Source organism: Pseudomonas sp. HAR-UPW-AIA-41, assembly GCF_002304225.1.
Taxonomy (GTDB): Bacteria; Pseudomonadota; Gammaproteobacteria; order Pseudomonadales; family Pseudomonadaceae; genus Aquipseudomonas.
In genome coordinates, this window is sequence record NZ_NSLB01000007.1 from 21,680 (window position 1) to 37,486 (window position 15,807).

The 15,807-nt window shown below is 61.1% G+C and carries 16 protein-coding genes; all 16 read right to left on the bottom strand.

What is annotated here, in order from left to right:
• Positions 1 to 53 precede the first annotated feature (53 nt).
• The 16 genes from CK486_RS13815 to CK486_RS13890 all read right to left on the bottom strand — a co-directional run bounded on the left by CK486_RS13815 (position 54) and on the right by CK486_RS13890 (position 15,799).
• Positions 54 to 1,970: a DUF2207 domain-containing protein gene (locus CK486_RS13815; protein ID WP_095940896.1), complete on the bottom strand. Its 1,917-nt coding sequence runs from the start codon at positions 1,968 to 1,970 to the stop codon at positions 54 to 56.
• Position 1,971: 1 nt separating this feature from the next.
• On the bottom strand, positions 1,972 to 2,535 hold the full coding sequence (locus CK486_RS13820) for a LemA family protein (RefSeq protein ID WP_095941009.1): 564 nt from the start codon (positions 2,533 to 2,535) through the stop codon (positions 1,972 to 1,974).
• A gap of 152 nt (positions 2,536 to 2,687) precedes the next feature.
• Positions 2,688 to 4,523: a glutamine--fructose-6-phosphate transaminase (isomerizing) gene (gene glmS, locus CK486_RS13825; protein WP_095940897.1), complete on the bottom strand. Its 1,836-nt coding sequence runs from the start codon at positions 4,521 to 4,523 to the stop codon at positions 2,688 to 2,690.
• 12 nt (positions 4,524 to 4,535) lie between these two features.
• A complete protein-coding gene (locus CK486_RS13830) occupies positions 4,536 to 5,306 on the bottom strand; it encodes a DeoR/GlpR family DNA-binding transcription regulator (RefSeq protein ID WP_095940898.1) in 771 nt (256 codons plus the stop codon).
• A gap of 163 nt (positions 5,307 to 5,469) precedes the next feature.
• Positions 5,470 to 6,828, bottom strand: coding sequence for a bifunctional UDP-N-acetylglucosamine diphosphorylase/glucosamine-1-phosphate N-acetyltransferase GlmU (gene glmU, locus CK486_RS13835; RefSeq protein WP_095940899.1), 1,359 nt, complete (start codon positions 6,826 to 6,828; stop codon positions 5,470 to 5,472).
• 96 nt (positions 6,829 to 6,924) lie between these two features.
• Positions 6,925 to 7,344, bottom strand: coding sequence for a F0F1 ATP synthase subunit epsilon (locus tag CK486_RS13840; RefSeq protein WP_095940900.1), 420 nt, complete (start codon positions 7,342 to 7,344; stop codon positions 6,925 to 6,927).
• Positions 7,345 to 7,385: 41 nt separating this feature from the next.
• On the bottom strand, positions 7,386 to 8,762 hold the full coding sequence (atpD, locus tag CK486_RS13845; protein ID WP_095940901.1) for a F0F1 ATP synthase subunit beta: 1,377 nt from the start codon (positions 8,760 to 8,762) through the stop codon (positions 7,386 to 7,388).
• Positions 8,763 to 8,792: 30 nt separating this feature from the next.
• Positions 8,793 to 9,653 carry a F0F1 ATP synthase subunit gamma gene (gene atpG, locus CK486_RS13850; RefSeq protein ID WP_095940902.1) on the bottom strand — a complete coding sequence of 287 codons (861 nt, stop codon included), beginning with the start codon at positions 9,651 to 9,653 and terminating at the stop codon, positions 8,793 to 8,795.
• A 50-nt stretch (positions 9,654 to 9,703) separates the two neighbouring features.
• The gene (atpA, locus tag CK486_RS13855) at positions 9,704 to 11,248 is read right to left on the bottom strand and encodes a F0F1 ATP synthase subunit alpha (RefSeq protein ID WP_095940903.1); all 1,545 of its coding nucleotides are present in this window, start codon (positions 11,246 to 11,248) and stop codon (positions 9,704 to 9,706) included.
• A gap of 21 nt (positions 11,249 to 11,269) precedes the next feature.
• Entirely contained in the window at positions 11,270 to 11,806 is a 537-nt protein-coding gene (locus CK486_RS13860; RefSeq protein ID WP_095940904.1) for a F0F1 ATP synthase subunit delta, read from the bottom strand.
• 12 nt (positions 11,807 to 11,818) lie between these two features.
• Positions 11,819 to 12,289: a F0F1 ATP synthase subunit B gene (locus CK486_RS13865; RefSeq protein ID WP_095940905.1), complete on the bottom strand. Its 471-nt coding sequence runs from the start codon at positions 12,287 to 12,289 to the stop codon at positions 11,819 to 11,821.
• A gap of 53 nt (positions 12,290 to 12,342) precedes the next feature.
• Positions 12,343 to 12,600 carry a F0F1 ATP synthase subunit C gene (gene atpE, locus CK486_RS13870; protein WP_003097235.1) on the bottom strand — a complete coding sequence of 86 codons (258 nt, stop codon included), beginning with the start codon at positions 12,598 to 12,600 and terminating at the stop codon, positions 12,343 to 12,345.
• A gap of 90 nt (positions 12,601 to 12,690) precedes the next feature.
• Positions 12,691 to 13,560, bottom strand: coding sequence for a F0F1 ATP synthase subunit A (gene atpB, locus CK486_RS13875; RefSeq protein ID WP_095940906.1), 870 nt, complete (start codon positions 13,558 to 13,560; stop codon positions 12,691 to 12,693).
• Between the two features lie 16 nt (positions 13,561 to 13,576).
• Positions 13,577 to 13,981 carry a F0F1 ATP synthase subunit I gene (locus CK486_RS13880; protein WP_371915504.1) on the bottom strand — a complete coding sequence of 135 codons (405 nt, stop codon included), beginning with the start codon at positions 13,979 to 13,981 and terminating at the stop codon, positions 13,577 to 13,579.
• 148 nt (positions 13,982 to 14,129) lie between these two features.
• Positions 14,130 to 15,002 (bottom strand): ParB/RepB/Spo0J family partition protein, encoded by an 873-nt coding sequence (locus tag CK486_RS13885; RefSeq protein WP_095940907.1) that lies wholly within the window; start codon positions 15,000 to 15,002, stop codon positions 14,130 to 14,132.
• Positions 15,003 to 15,010: 8 nt separating this feature from the next.
• A complete protein-coding gene (locus CK486_RS13890) occupies positions 15,011 to 15,799 on the bottom strand; it encodes a ParA family protein (protein ID WP_095940908.1) in 789 nt (262 codons plus the stop codon).
• Between the last annotated feature and the right edge of the window lie 8 nt (positions 15,800 to 15,807).

The window sequence follows — 15,807 nt, forward strand, 5'->3', positions numbered from 1 at the left end:
ACCTGGCACCCATCGAGTGACTGGCCGCAATGGTCCAGTCGCTCTTCAGGCTCTTACCAGCCGCCACCGCCACCGCCGCCACTGCCACCACCGGATGAACCGCCGCCCGAGGAACCGCTGGACGACGATGAACTGGCCGGTGGCGTAGCCGCGCTGGCAGTGGCACTGACCAGGCTGCTCGACAGTGCCGAGCTGAGTGCCTGTGGCGAGCTGAAAGTGCTGCGCGCACGGTACCAGTCGGGCTGATAGTCACGCTGGCTCTGATCGATCAGACCGCTTTGCAGGGCGGCACTGAAGCGCGCACTCCATTGCTCCTCAACCCCCAGCGCCATGGCATAGGGCAGGTGCTGCTCGTACAGAGCAATGCTCATGGCCGGGGCGTCGGCAGCACGCGCCAGCACATCTGTCTCGGCCAAGCTCAGGTACTCGCGGTAGCCCTCGGCCTCGTCGAGCAAACGGCGACCCTCGACCGTGGGCGCTTCCAGCCAGAAGAAGAAACCGATCACCAGCGCCAGAAGGCCGGCCAGTATCACCAGCAGCAACGGCGAACTCACCGATACCAGCAGGCCCAGGCCGATACAGGAGGCCAGCAGGAACATGCCGCCGCCGAACAGCAGCGGTATGCGCGTGCCCCAACTGCTTTCACCGATCGCCAGCTTGGCCAGCAATCCTCCCGGCAGACCGAAGCCGAAAGTGAACAGCAGGCCGCCAATGGCCATGCCCAGATCATCGCCAGGAGCAACGCCCAGCAGCACGCTGCCAAGAATGCCGATGATCGCCAGCACCAGACCGCGCGCCCAGGCGCCGCGATTGCGGCTGAACCACAGCGCCCCCTCGGTCTCCAGTCGATCGCACAGGCGCTTGTGCGCCTCGGCCAGCTTCGGCTCATAGCTGCTGCCCAGGGTCAGCGTCTTGCTCTGCGCGCCGTTGGGAAACAGCAGGCGCAGTGGCTCCAGTTCCGCCGGCTGCAGATCGTCGCGAGGCTGGCTGCCGGGCTTGAGCTGGAAGCCGTCGGCGCGCGGCCGGTCCTCCAGGCGCACATGGCCGCGAATGGCCCAGTCGGTGAAACAGATGCCGAGCGCCTTGGCCTCATTCAGAGTGCCGCGCGTCCACAGGTAGGCGACATCCACCGGCAGCAGCCCCTTGGGGGCGACAAAGCGCGGGATCAGGATGCCCTTGTGCGGATCGCGACCGACCCTGCGCCAGGTCTGCCAGTAGTAGCCCAGGGTGGTCAGCAACATGGCAAGGCCGAAGCTCAGGCCGGCGTTGTCGAACAGCACGCGCAGAAAGCGCTGACCCGCCACCGGCCGCTCGATCACGCCCGCCGGCCAGGCCACGGCCACCGTCAGCCCCTGGTAAGCCTCCAGCGGCGCCGTGGTGCGCAGGCGCAGGCGGTTGTCACTCTGCTCCAGTACCTCATAATCCTGCCCGTGCGAACCATTGCCGCCGGTGTAACCGGCCAGCTCGGCAATGCGCGCACCGGCAGGCAGGCTCAGGTCCACGGAGGCTTGCTGGATGGGAAAACTCCAGCCATTGCCGGTGACGTTCCAGTACAGCTCGTCGACGCCCGGACGGGCAATCAGCTGCGGGTCGACGCGGTAATGCAGTTCATAGGTGTAGCGCCCCGGCTCCAACAGGATGTCCGGCGAGCCCAGGTAGAAACGCTGATAGGCCCCCTGACGCTCACGCTTCACCGACTCGGGGTGGCCATTGCGGGTGGCGGTGAGCTTGTTGATCGGCGTCTGCCGCACCAGTCCCCAAGGCAGACTGTAGCGCACCGGAATATCGCGGTAGATGCCGCGGCGGATGTCGCGCCCTTCGGCCTGTACGGTGATGCGTTCAGTCACCGTCAGCATGCCGTCACGGCCGAGGCCGAGCTCGACGGCAAAATCCTCGATCACCTCGGCCGCCGGCAATCCCAGCGGCCACAGGCACAGGCTTAGCAACAGTACACGCCAGCATCCTTGCATCTCAGAACTCCAGTTTGGGGGACTGCCCTTCCTCGGGCGCCGCCAGGGCAAAGTACTCGGCCGGGGTGAAGTTGAACAGGCGCGCCAGCAGGTTGCTTGGCGCCGACTCCACCAGCACGTTCAACTCGCGCACCGCGCCGTTGTAATAGCGCCGCGCCATCTGGATATGCTCCTCGCACTCGCTGATGGCCTGCTGCAACTCAAGGAACTGGCCATCGGCCTTGAGTTCCGGGTATGCCTCTACCAGAGCAAACAGCTGGCGCAGGCTGCCGGACAACTGCGCCTCCACCGGCGCACGCGCCGCCAGCGCGGCTTCGCCCAGCTCCAGCGCACGGCTGCGTTCGTTCACCAGCGCCTGCAGCGTGTCCTGCTCATGGGCCATGTACTGGCGCACGCAACCGACCAGCGCCGGAATCAGACTGGAACGGCGCTTGAGCTGCACATCCACGCCACTGCTGGCCTCAGCCACCCGCTGACGGTTGAACACCAGACGGTTGTAGACCCACACGCCCCAGCCCAGCAGCGCCACGCCACCGAGCAGCACGATCAGCGTTCCCTGACCCATCCCGCCATCCTCATCCGGTGCCATCCGAAATGGACGGCACACCGATGAACAAGGCTACTGCATCAGCGCTTCGTCGTGCGTGACTGGTTGCACTTTGTCGGGATTGACCGCTCTTCCGCAGAAAAGCCGCCAGAAGCAGCGGCTTTTTCGCGTTACTCGACGGTAACGCTCTTGGCTAGGTTGCGCGGTTGGTCGACGTCCGTGCCCTTGAGCACGGCGACGTGGTACGACAGCAGCTGCAGCGGCAGGGTGTAGAGAATCGGTGCCAGCAGCTCGTGGGCATGCGGCATGTTCACCACCAGGGTGCCCTCGCCGTTCTCCATGCGCGCGGCCTCGTCGGCAAATACGATCAGTTGGCCGCCGCGGGCACGCACTTCCTGCAGGTTGGATTTGAGTTTTTCCAACAGCTCGTTGTTCGGTGCCACGGTGACTACCGGCATGTCGCTGTCGACCAGCGCCAGCGGCCCATGCTTGAGCTCGCCGGCCGGATAGGCTTCGGCATGGATGTAGGAAATTTCCTTGAGCTTGAGTGCTCCTTCCATCGCCACCGGGTACTGCTCGCCGCGACCGAGGAACAGGGTGTGGTGCTTCTCGGCAAACAACTCGGCGACCTTCTCGATCTGCCGGTCCATGCCCAGGGCCTGCTCCAACAGGTTCGGCAGGCCACGCAGGGCCTGCACCGCCTGAGCTTCAATCGCCGCATCCAGGGTGCCCCGGGCACGGCCCAGAGACAGGGTCAGCAGCAGCAGGCCAACCAGCTGGGTGGTGAAGGCCTTGGTCGAGGCCACGCCGATTTCCGGGCCGGCGCGGGTCAGCAGGGTCAGATCGGATTCGCGGACCAGTGAGCTGGTGCCGACGTTGCAGATCGCCAGACTGGCCAGATAACCGCTGTCCTTGGCATTGCGTAGGGCCGCCAGGGTGTCGGCGGTTTCACCGGACTGGGAGATGCTGACGAACAGGGAACCCGGCTGCACGGCCACCTTGCGGTAACGGAATTCGCTGGCCACTTCGACCTGGCAGGGAATACCGGTCAGGCTCTCCAGCCAGTAGCGCGCCACCATGCCGGCGTGGAAGCTGGTGCCACAGGCGACTATCTGTACATTGCGCACCTGGCTGAACAGTTCGGCGGCCTGCGGGCCGAAGGCCTGGATCAGCACATGGTCGGCAGCCAGGCGATCTTCCAGGGTGCGCTGCACAACCTTGGGCTGCTCGTGGATTTCCTTGAGCATGAAGTGGCGGTAGGCGCCCTTCTCAGCGGCCTCGGCGCTTTCCTTGTAGTGCACCGTCTCGCGCTGTACCGGTTGGCCGGCCTGATCCCAGATCTGCAAGCTGTCGCGGCGGATCTCGGCGATATCGCCTTCTTCCAGGTAGATGAAGCGGTCGGTGACCTGGCGCAAAGCCAGCGGGTCGGAGGCCAGGAAGTTTTCACCAATGCCCAGACCGATGACCAGCGGGCTGCCGCTGCGCGCCGCGAGCAGGCGATCCGGCTGACTGGCACTGATGACGGCCAGACCGTAGGCACCATGCAGCTGCTGCACCGCCACCTTGAGTGCATCGGCCAGATCCACGTGGGTCTTCTGCAGGTGATGCAGCAGGTGCACGATGGTTTCGGTATCGGTTTGCGAGCTGAATACATAGCCCAGCCCCTGCAGGCGGGTACGCAGTTCTTCGTGGTTCTCGATGATGCCGTTGTGCACCACGGCCAGATCGGTTGCAGAGAAGTGCGGGTGGGCATTGGCCTCAGTCGGCGCGCCATGGGTGGCCCAGCGTGTATGGGCGATGCCCAAACGGCCGACCAACGGCGCGGCGGTCAGCGCCTGCTCCAGCTCGGCTACCTTGCCGATGCGACGGCAGCGCTGCAGTTGCTGCTCATCGGTAAACACCGCCACACCGGCGCTGTCGTAACCCCGGTATTCCAGACGTTTCAGGCCTTCGATCAGGATCGCACTGATCTGGCGCTCGGCAATAGCGCCAACGATGCCACACATAGGCAATGCTCCTTAAGCAGTCGGACTGGCGAGAATCACTCTGATCCCTCGCTCAGCCAGTTGTTCCTGCGCTGCCTTGGGCAGGCGCGTATCGGTAATCAGGGTGTGGATGCTGCTCCAGGGCAGCTCCAGGTTGGGCATCTTGCGCCCGAGCTTGTCGCTCTCGGCCAGCACTATGACTTCGCGCGCCACCTCGGCCATAACCCGTGACAGGCCCAGCAGCTCATTGAAGGTGGTGGTGCCGCGCTCAGGATCGAGCCCTGCGGCACCGATGAACAGCTGGTCGAAGTCGTAGGAGCGCAGCACCTGTTCGGCCACCTGGCCCTGGAAGGATTCCGAGTGAGGATCCCAGGTGCCACCGGTCATCAGCAGCACCGGCTCGTGCTCCAGCTCGCGCAGGGCATTGGCCACGTTCAGCGAGTTGGTCATCACCACCAGACCGGGCTTGTGGCCCAGCTGCGGAATCATCGCCGCCGTGGTGCTGCCACTGTCTATGATGACTCGTGCGTGTTCGCGAATCAGCTGTACCGCCGCCCGGGCAATCGCCAGCTTGTACGGCGACAAGGGTTGCGCAGGCTCGCCAATCAGCTCCTGCGGCATCGATTGCGCCCCACCATAGCGGCGCAGCAGCAGGCCGTTCTTCTCCAGCTCGGCAAGGTCCTTGCGAATGGTCACTTCCGACGTGGCGAACGCCTTGGCCAGAGCATCGACACTCACCTCGCCCTGCTCGTTGAGCAAGGCAAGGATGGCATGGCGCCGCTGGGGGGTATTGCGTTTCGACATCTTTAAGTTTCGATTCGAAAGATAATGACGCAAATCAAAACCTAAGACGCTTACAAGGTCAACCCGGAAAACGACAAAAGGCGGCCTGAGCCGCCTTTCAATCGCCGGGTTTCGCCGCGACGCGGCTTAACCCACTGCAGGGTATCGCTACGCTCCACCCAGCCTACTTTTTAGTCGGGCGCTTCCAGCCTTCGATATTGCGCTGCTTGGCACGGCCGACGGCCAGGGCCTTGGACGGCACGTCCTGGGTCACGGTGGAGCCCGCCCCGGTGGTGGCGCCATCGCCCAGGGTCACTGGCGCAACCAGGGAGCTGTTGGAGCCGATGAAGACGTCCTCGCCCATCACCGTCTTGAACTTGTTGGCACCGTCGTAGTTGCAGGTGATGGTGCCGGCGCCGATGTTGGTACGCGCACCAATCTCGGCATCCCCCAGATAGCTCAGGTGACCGGCCTTGGCGCCTTCGCCCAGTACGGCATTCTTCAGTTCGACGAAGTTGCCGACATGCGCTTTGGCGCCGAGCTTCGCGCCCGGACGCAAGCGGGCAAACGGACCGCAATCGGCGCCCTCGCCCAACTCGGCACCTTCCAGATGGCTGTTGGCTTTGACGATGGCGCCGCGGCGCAGGATGGAGTCCTTGATCACACAGTTGGCGCCGATCTGCACGCCATCCTCGATGACTACCTTGCCTTCGAGGATCACGTTGATGTCGATCTGCACATCACGACCTACAGTCACTTCGCCCCGCAGATCGAAGCGGGCCGGGTCGAGCAGGGTCACGCCCTGGGTCATCAGGCGGCGGGCGGCCCGCTGCTGGTAGTAACGCTCCAGTTGCGCCAGCTGGATGCGATCGTTGGCACCCAGCACTTCCATTTCTTCCTGCGCGGTTTCCGTGGCCACCACCAGTCCGTCGGCCACAGCCATGGCAATCACGTCGGTCAGGTAGTACTCGCCCTGGGCATTGCTGTTGGACAAACGCCCAAGCCAGTCACCCAGGTGCTTGCCCGGTACGGCGAGAATGCCGGTGTTGCCTTCGCGAATGGTGCGCTGGGCTTCGCTGGCATCCTTGTGTTCGACAATGGCCTGCACAATGCCGGCCTCGTCGCGAATGATGCGTCCGTAGCCGGTTGGATCGGCCAGATTGACGGTGAGCAGGCCCAACTGGGAGTCGCTGGCCTGTGCCAGCAGACGGCTGAGGGTTTCCACCTGGGTCAGCGGCACGTCACCGTAAAGAATCAGAACCTTGTCCGCCTCGATATGCGGCAATGCCTGCGCCACAGCATGCCCGGTACCGAGCTGTTCGGCCTGCAGAACAAAGTCGACATCGTCTGCCGCCAGGCGCTCGCGCACCAGTTCAGCGCCATGACCGATCACCACATGGATCTTGCGCGGCGAGAGCTGACGGGCCGTATCGATCACATGAGCGAGCATGGATTTGCCGGCTACCGGGTGCAGCACCTTGGGCAGCGCCGAGCGCATGCGTGTGCCCTGACCGGCTGCGAGAATGACGATATCGAGAGACATGATGACTTCCTTAAATCCCTGGAACGGGTAAATCACAGACAAGAAAAAGGGTAGCCGAGGCTACCCTTCTCTTACGCTTTGCCTTGCAACCGCAGATCAGTAGCGATTACGCATCTGACGCACGGTACGCAGCTGAGCAGCGGCTTCCGCCAGACGAGCGGCGGCAGAACCGTAGTCGAACTCCGCGCCCTTGGCGTGCAGAGCCTTCTCCGCTTCCTGCAGCGACTGCTGAGCAGCGGCTTCATCGAGATCGGCAGCGCGAATCGCGGTGTCGGCAAGAACCTTGACCATGTTCGGTTGCACTTCGAGGAAACCACCGGAGATGTAGAACACCTCCTGCTCGCCGCCCTGCTTGATCACACGGATCGGACCCGGCTTGAGATCGGTGATCAGCGGGGCGTGACCCGGAGCGATACCCAGATCGCCCAGGTTGCCGTGCGCAACCACCATCTCCACCAGACCGGAGAAAATCTCCGCTTCGGCGCTGACGATATCGCAATGGACAGTAATAGCCATACGCTTGCCTCACGAGCGCCCGTTGCCGGGCGCACAGGGGATTACAGTTTCTTGGCTTTCTCGATGGCTTCGTCGATGCTGCCAACCATGTAGAACGCCTGCTCCGGCAGGTGATCGTACTCACCTTTCAGAATGCCGCTGAAACCAGCGATGGTGTCCTTCAGGGAAACGTACTTGCCTGGCGAGCCGGTGAAGACTTCGGCCACGAAGAACGGCTGCGACAGGAAGCGCTGGATCTTACGCGCACGGGATACGAGCTGCTTGTCGGCTTCCGACAGTTCGTCCATACCCAGAATCGCGATGATGTCCTTCAGTTCCTTGTAACGCTGCAGAACGTACTGCACGCCACGCGCGGTTTCGTAGTGCTCCACACCTACAACCAGCGGATCGAGCTGGCGGGAGGTGGAGTCCAGCGGATCCACGGCCGGGTAGATACCCAGGGAGGCGATGTCACGCGACAGTACGACGGTGGCGTCCAAGTGGGCGAAGGTGGTCGCCGGGCTCGGGTCGGTCAGGTCGTCCGCAGGTACGTATACGGCCTGTACCGAGGTGATCGAGCCGTTCTTGGTGGAGGTAATACGCTCCTGCAGAACGCCCATCTCTTCGGCCAGAGTCGGCTGGTAACCTACTGCGGAAGGCATACGGCCCAGCAGTGCGGATACTTCGGTACCGGCGAGGGTGTAACGGTAGATGTTGTCGACGAACAGCAGAACGTCACGACCTTCGTCACGGAACTTCTCGGCCATGGTCAGGCCGGTCAGTGCCACGCGCAGACGGTTGCCTGGCGGCTCGTTCATCTGGCCGTAAACCAGGGCCACTTTGTCGAGAACGTTGGAATCCTTCATCTCGTGGTAGAAGTCGTTACCCTCACGAGTACGCTCACCCACACCAGCGAACACGGAATAACCGCTGTGTTCCATGGCGATGTTACGGATCAGTTCCATCATGTTTACGGTCTTGCCTACACCGGCACCACCGAACAGACCGACCTTACCACCCTTGGCGAACGGGCAAACCAGGTCGATAACCTTGATGCCGGTTTCCAGCAGCTCGTTGCCGCCAGCTTGCTCGGCATAGGACGGCGCAGCGCGGTGGATTTCCCACTGCTCTTCTTCGCCAATCGGGCCGGCTTCGTCAATCGGGTTGCCCAGTACGTCCATGATCCGGCCCAGGGTCGCTTTACCGACCGGTACGGAGATGGCTTTACCAGTGCTGGTAACGTCCAGACCACGCTTCAGACCTTCGGTCGAACCCATGGCGATGGAACGAACCACGCCGTCGCCCAGCTGCTGCTGAACTTCCAGAGTGGTTTCAGCGCCGACTACTTTCAGCGCTTCATAGATATTCGGCACTTGATCACGCGGGAATTCCACGTCGATAACGGCGCCGATGATTTGAACGATACGTCCGCTACTCATCTTTGGTTCCTCTGAATATTTGAACCGTTCTTAAACCGCGGCAGCGCCGCCGACGATTTCCGAAATTTCCTGGGTGATCGCAGCCTGACGAGCCTTGTTGTAGATCAACTGCAACTCTTTGATGAGTTCGCCGGCGTTGTCGGTGGCGTTCTTCATCGCGATCATCCGGGCTGCCTGTTCAGCAGCGATATTCTCAACCACTGCCTGGTACACCTGCGACTCCACATAACGCACCATCAGGCCGTCGAGCAGCTGTTTGGCGTCGGGTTCGTACAGGTAGTCCCAGTGGTGCTTGAGTTCAGCTTCCGGAGTAGCCACCAGCGGAACCAGTTGTTCCACCGTCGGCTTTTGCGTCATGGTATTGATGAACTTGTTCGAGACCACGGACAGACGATCGATGCGACCTTCGAGGTAAGCATCGAGCATGACCTTGACGCTACCGATCAGATCGTTGATCGACGGTTCGTCGCCCAGGTGGCTGATCGCAGCAACAACGTTGCCACCAAAGTTGCGGAAGAATGCCGCACCCTTGCTGCCAACCACGCAGAGATCGATCTCCACGCCTTGCTCACGATTGCTCGACATGTCCTTGACCAGAGCCTTGAACAGGTTGGTATTCAGACCACCGCACAGACCACGGTCCGAGCTCACCACGACATAACCTACGCGCTTGATTTCGCGCTCGATCATGAACGGGTGGCGGTATTCCGGGTTGGCGTTGGCCAGATGACCAATTACCTGGCGGATACGCTCCGCATAGGGACGGCTCGACGCCATGCGCATTTGAGCTCTGCGCATTTTGCTGACCGCCACCTTTTCCATGGCGCTGGTGATCTTCTGCGTGCTTTTGATGCTCGCAATCTTGCTGCGAATCTCTTTTGCGCCTGCCATTTGACACCTATCAGGTTAGCAAGCGGGGATCTTGCGACCCCCGCTGCGGCTTACCAGGTTTGGGTGGCCTTGAACTTCTCGATGCCAGCTTTCAGCTGAGCGTCGATATCGTCATTGAAGTCGCCCTTCTCGTTGATCTTCGCCATCAGAACGGCGTTCTCACGGTTGAAGTAGGCGATCAGGGCCTGCTCAAAGCTGATGATCTTGGCGACTTCTACGTCTACCAGGAAGCCACGCTCAGCGGCATACAGCGACAGAGACATGTCGGCGATGGACATCGGCGCGTATTGCTTCTGCTTCATCAGCTCGGTAACACGCTGACCATGCTCAAGCTGCTTGCGGGTGGCTTCGTCCAGGTCAGAAGCGAACTGGGCGAAGGCCGCCAGTTCGCGGTACTGAGCCAGAGCGGTACGGATACCACCGGAGAGCTTCTTGATGATCTTGGTCTGAGCAGCACCACCCACGCGGGATACCGAAATACCGGCGTTGACCGCCGGACGGATGCCCGAGTTGAACATGGCCGATTCCAGGAAGATCTGGCCGTCGGTGATGGAGATCACGTTGGTCGGAACGAACGCGGAAACGTCGCCAGCCTGGGTTTCAATGATCGGCAGAGCGGTCAGGGAACCGGTTTTGCCAGTCACAGCGCCATTGGTGAACTTCTCAACGTACTCTTCGGATACGCGGGAAGCGCGCTCCAGCAGACGGCTGTGGAGATAGAACACGTCGCCCGGGTAAGCTTCGCGGCCCGGCGGACGGCGCAGCAGCAGGGAGATCTGGCGGTAGGCAACAGCCTGCTTGGACAGGTCATCGTACACGATCAGGGCGTCTTCACCGCGGTCGCGGAAGTATTCGCCCATGGTGCAACCAGCGTACGGTGCGATGAACTGCAGCGCAGCGGATTCGGAAGCCGAAGCGGCTACCACGATGGTGTTGGCCAGAGCGCCAGCTTCTTCCAGCTTGCGTACCACGTTGGCGATGGTCGACTGCTTCTGACCGATGGCAACGTAGACGCAGCGGATGCCGCTGTTCTTCTGGTTGATGATGGCGTCGATGGCCAGAGCGGTCTTACCGATCTGACGGTCACCGATGATCAGCTCGCGCTGGCCACGGCCTACCGGGATCATGGCGTCAACCGACTTGTAACCGGTCTGTACCGGCTGGTCGACCGACTTACGCCAGATCACGCCCGGTGCAACCTTTTCAACAGCGTCGGTAGCGACGTTGTTCAGCGGGCCTTTGCCGTCGATCGGGTTACCCAGTGCGTCAACGACGCGACCCAGCAGTTCCGGACCAACCGGTACTTCCAGGATGCGGCCGGTGCACTTGGCGCTCATGCCCTCGGCCAGCGACTGGTAGGAACCCAGAACCACAGCACCGACGGAGTCGCGCTCAAGGTTCATGGCCATGCCATAGACGCCGCCCGGGAACTCGATCATTTCACCGTACATAACGTCGGCGAGACCGTGAATACGCACGATACCGTCAGACAGGCTGACGATGGTGCCTTCGTTGCGGGCCTGGGAAGAGACGTCGAGTTTCTCGATACGTCCCTTGATGATTTCACTAATTTCGGAAGGATTGAGTTGCTGCATTGCTCTGCTGCCCCTTCAAACTCAAGATTTCAACGCTTCGGCCAGTTTCGCGATTTTGCCGCGAACCGAGCCATCGATAACCAGGTCGCCCGCGCGGATGATGACACCACCGATAAGGGAGGAGTCTTCCGCAGCGTGCAGACGCACTTCTCGGCTGAGCCGTGCGCTGAGAACCTTGGCGAGTTTGTCTTGCTGTTCTGTGCTCAATGCGAAGGCACTGGTGACTTCCACGTCTACCGATTTTTCCTGCTCGGCCTTGAAGACCTCGAACAGGGCGGCAATCTCCGGCAACAGCAGGAGACGCTCATTTTCGGCCAGCACGTGGATGAAATTCTGTGCCTGGGCGTCGAACTTGTCGCCAACTACCTCGTTAAAGGTATTGGCCTTTTCTACGCTCGTCAGACGCGGGGCCTTGAGCACCTGCTGCACTGTTTCGTCTTGCGAAACTGCAGCAGCCAGGTTCAGCACGGCCGACCAGGAGGCCAGCTGCTGATTTGCCTGGGCGTGCTCAAAAGCTGCCTTAGCGTAAGGTCGGGCCAACGTGGTCAGTTCTGCCATGATCGCCCTCGCTTAAATTTCGGCGGCCAGTTTGTTAACCAGCTCCGCGTGCGCGTTTTGATCGATACTGGCACCCAGGATCTTCTCAGCACCGGTGACGGCCAGAGCACCCAGTTGGGCACGCAGGGCGTCTTTGACGCTGTTCAGTTCCTGTTCGATCTCGGCTTGAGCCTGCGCCTTCAGGCGCTCGCCTTCGGTGCGAGCCTGATCGCGAGCTTCGTCGACGATCTGGGTAGCACGCTTCTTGGCTTGCTCAACGATTTCGGCTGCCTGTGTCTTGGCTTCGCGCAGTTGCTGACCCACTTTCTCTTGGGCCAGCTCCAGGTCACGAGCCGCACGGTTGGCAGCGTCCAGGCCATCAGCAATCTTCTTTTGACGTTCGCGCAGAGCAGTAATGACCGGCGGCCATACGAACTTCATGCAGAACAGTACAAAAACGAAGAAGGCAATGGCCTGACCAATCAGGGTTGCATTAATGTTCACGCCAACACCTCGCTCGTTCGTTGTTCGTCACACCAATCACTCGAAACGAGTGATTAGCCGGCGATTTGACCAACGAAGGGGTTCGCGAAGGTGAAGAACAGGGCAATACCCACACCGATCATGGTTACGGCGTCGAGCAGACCAGCCACGATGAACATTTTAACTTGCAGCATCGGAACCATTTCCGGCTGACGAGCAGCGCCTTCCAGGAACTTGCCGCCCAGCAGGCCGAAGCCAATGGCAGTACCCAGAGCGCCCAGACCGATCAGCAGGGCAACAGCAATCGCGGTGAGACCAACTACAGTTTCCATTTTTCCTCCCGACTTTTTACGTCGTATTGGTTAGGGTTTTTCAAAGTAAAGCGGTAAAGCTTTTTTGTTACCTACAGAGGCAAAAGCCTCTTAATGGCTGTCTTCGTGTGCCATCGCCAGATACACGATGGTCAGCATCATGAAGATGAAGGCCTGCAGGGTGATGATCAGGATGTGGAACACAGCCCACGCCCAGTTCAGCGCAACACCCAGGGTGCTGAGCAGGAACATGCCACTGCCGAACATCACGGCAATCAGGATGAAGATCAGTTCGCCGGCATACATGTTGCCGAACAGACGCAGGGCCAGCGAAATCGGCTTGGCTACCAGAGTCACGAACTCAAGCAGGAAGTTCACCGGGATCAGCAGGATCTGAACAGCAATGTTCTTGCTGCTGAACGGGTGCAGGGTCAGTTCACCCAGGAAGCCGCCGATACCTTTGACCTTGATGCTGTAGTAGACAATCAGGGCAAATACGGAGAAGGCCAGACCCAGGGTAGCGTTCGGGTCGGTGGACGGCACCACGCGGAAGAACAGATGGTCATTACCACTGATCTTGGCGGCCAGCATCGGCAGGAAGTCCACCGGCACCAGGTCCATCAGGTTCATCAGGAAGATCCAGACGAAGATGGTCAGAGCCAGCGGCGCGATCAGCGGGTTGCGCGCATGGAAGGTGTCTTTGACGCTGCCATCGACGAATTCGACGATGACTTCAACGAAGTTCTGCAGGGCACCCGGCTGGCCGCTGGTGGCACGCTTGGCGGCCATGCGGAACAGCATGATAAAGATCAGGCCGAGCGCCAGGGACCAGCCCAGGGTGTCGACGTGAAAGGCCCAGAAGCCCATTGCCTTTGCTTCAGCTGCAGTGTGGGCGAAGCCCCAGTCACCATTCGGCAGTTGCCCGTAGGTCAGGTTCTGCAGGTGGTGCTGGATATAGCCCGAAGCGGTTTGTTCTGCCATGTTTGCCTCAAACGCTCTAAGGTCTCGAAAGTTTGCCCATCAGCAGGGGGGCGAACCAGCTGACCATCAGGGTCAGCAGGTATGTACCGAACAGCGCCGGTACATCCAGTGGTTTCACTCCTGCAAACGCCAGCGTGAACAACGCTGCCGTCAGAATCAGTTTGCCGGCTTCACCCGCGTAGAAAGAACGGACGATTTCCCGGGCTGCCCGGGCACCGCGATAGCGGAAGGCCTTGTGGGCAAAATACGCATTCGGCAGCAGCGCAATCAGGCCGCCCGCCACACCGGAATACCCGGCTACATGCCCACGCAGTCCATACAGGGCCAAAGCTGCACTCAGCAGCACACACAACTGGACGAGCAACAGGCGAATCGCCGGCGATCGATGGAAGGGCAGGCTATCTGGCTTGCGGGTTCCCATCGTGCTCACAGTCCTCTCTGTCGGCCGGTTAAGTCTGCAACTTGGCATACTTTGTGCCGACAAAATTGCGCGCAGAGTATAGGTGGCTAACCCCCCCTATTCAACTGCTGACGCACTATTTCCGATCATTCGCCGGCCGGTACATTTGTTAGCGAATGTGAGCCAACACGCCCTGCAGTTCATCCAGCGAGCTGTAACGAATGACCAGTTGCCCTTTGCCCTTCTGGCCATGCTTGATTTGTACCGGAGAGCCCAGTTTCTCGGCCAGACGCTGCTCCAGGCGAGCGATGTCCGGATCAGCCTTTTGCTTCTCCACAGGCTGGCTTTTGCTGTTCAGCCACTGACGAACCAGTGCCTCGGTCTGGCGCACGGTCAGGCCGCGTGCGACAACGTGCCGCGCACCTTCCACCTGCTGCTCCAGTGGCAAGCCGAGCAAGGCACGGGCATGGCCCATTTCCAGGTCACCATGCGACAGCATGGTCTTGATCTCTTCCGGCAGAGCGATCAGGCGCAGCAGGTTGGTCACGGTCGCGCGCGATTTACCCACGGCATCGGCGACCTGCTGCTGGGTCAGTTCGAACTCCTGCTGCAGCCGCTGCAGGGCAACCGCCTCTTCCACCGGGTTGAGGTCTTCGCGCTGGATGTTTTCTATCAGCGCCATCGCAATGGCCGCTTCATCGGGTACTTCACGCACCATGGCCGGAATCTTGTCCAGTCCGGCCTGCTGGCTGGCGCGCCAGCGGCGTTCACCCGCAATAATTTCGAAGCGACCAGCGCCGATCGGACGGACCACGATCGGCTGCATCACGCCCTGGGCCTTGATCGAGTTGGCCAGCTCTTCCAGCGCCTGCGGATCCATGTCGCGGCGCGGCTGGTATTTGCCACGCTGAATCAGGTCCAAGGGCAGGTGCTGCAGCTCACGGCTGTCGACCTTGGCCGCTTCTTCTTCCAGGGTCGCCGGGCTCGAACCGCCCAGCAGCGCGTCGAGACCACGTCCGAGTCCGCGTTTCTTGATGGCCATGGTTTTCCTTAGGCGGGAACTGAGTTGGCTTTGCTGCGTTGACGGCGAACCACTTCGCCGGCCAGCGCCAGATAGGCAAGGGCGCCACGCGACTGCTTGTCGTAAACCAGTGCAGGCATACCGTAACTGGGGGCTTCGGCCAGGCGCACATTTCGCGGGATGACCGCGTCGTACAGCTTGTCGGCAAAGTGCTGCTTGAGCTGGGCACTGACATCGTTGGTCAGACCGATGCGCGGATCGTACATGGTGCGCAGCAGGCCTTCGATCTTCAGCGTCGGATTGAGGCGCTCGGCAATGCGCTGCACACTGTTGAGCAGGTCGGACAGCCCTTCGAGTGCGTAGTACTCGCACTGCATGGGGATGATCACACCATCGGCGGCAACCAGCGCGTTGACCGTCAGCATCGACAGCGCCGGCGGGCAGTCGATGAGGATGAAGTCGTAGTTGTCGCGAATCGGCTGCAGGGCCTGACGAAGACGCTGTTCCTTGCCGGGCATGTCGAGCAGCGCGACTTCCGCGGCGGTCAGGTCGCGGTTGGCCGGCAACAGCTGGTAGCCGCCATGCTCGGAAAACTGCATGGCATCACCAACCGAACATTCGCCGATCAGCACGTCGTAGATCGAATAATCGAGAGCCTGCTTGTCGACACCGCTGCCCATGGTGGCGTTGCCTTGCGGGTCGAGGTCGATCAGCAGCACGCGGCGCTTGGTCGCCACCAGCGAAGCGGCCAGATTGATGCAGGTAGTGGTCTTGCCCACTCCGCCTTTCTGGTTGGCGATTGCGAACACCTTGGCCATGCTGCTTC

Coding starts and splice junctions, on each gene's coding strand:
- CK486_RS13880 (WP_371915504.1), bottom strand. CDS start 13,981: ATGGGAACCCGCAAGCCAGATAGCCTGCCCTTCCATCGATCGCCGGCG.
- CK486_RS13830 (WP_095940898.1), bottom strand. CDS start 5,306: ATGTCGAAACGCAATACCCCCCAGCGGCGCCATGCCATCCTTGCCTTG.
- CK486_RS13815 (WP_095940896.1), bottom strand. CDS start 1,970: ATGCAAGGATGCTGGCGTGTACTGTTGCTAAGCCTGTGCCTGTGGCCG.
- atpB (WP_095940906.1), bottom strand. CDS start 13,560: ATGGCAGAACAAACCGCTTCGGGCTATATCCAGCACCACCTGCAGAAC.
- atpA (WP_095940903.1), bottom strand. CDS start 11,248: ATGCAGCAACTCAATCCTTCCGAAATTAGTGAAATCATCAAGGGACGT.
- CK486_RS13890 (WP_095940908.1), bottom strand. CDS start 15,799: ATGGCCAAGGTGTTCGCAATCGCCAACCAGAAAGGCGGAGTGGGCAAG.
- glmU (WP_095940899.1), bottom strand. CDS start 6,828: ATGTCTCTCGATATCGTCATTCTCGCAGCCGGTCAGGGCACACGCATG.
- CK486_RS13840 (WP_095940900.1), bottom strand. CDS start 7,344: ATGGCTATTACTGTCCATTGCGATATCGTCAGCGCCGAAGCGGAGATT.
- CK486_RS13885 (WP_095940907.1), bottom strand. CDS start 15,002: ATGGCCATCAAGAAACGCGGACTCGGACGTGGTCTCGACGCGCTGCTG.
- CK486_RS13820 (WP_095941009.1), bottom strand. CDS start 2,535: ATGGGTCAGGGAACGCTGATCGTGCTGCTCGGTGGCGTGGCGCTGCTG.
- glmS (WP_095940897.1), bottom strand. CDS start 4,523: ATGTGTGGCATCGTTGGCGCTATTGCCGAGCGCCAGATCAGTGCGATC.
- CK486_RS13860 (WP_095940904.1), bottom strand. CDS start 11,806: ATGGCAGAACTGACCACGTTGGCCCGACCTTACGCTAAGGCAGCTTTT.
- atpE (WP_003097235.1), bottom strand. CDS start 12,600: ATGGAAACTGTAGTTGGTCTCACCGCGATTGCTGTTGCCCTGCTGATC.
- atpG (WP_095940902.1), bottom strand. CDS start 9,653: ATGGCAGGCGCAAAAGAGATTCGCAGCAAGATTGCGAGCATCAAAAGC.
- atpD (WP_095940901.1), bottom strand. CDS start 8,762: ATGAGTAGCGGACGTATCGTTCAAATCATCGGCGCCGTTATCGACGTG.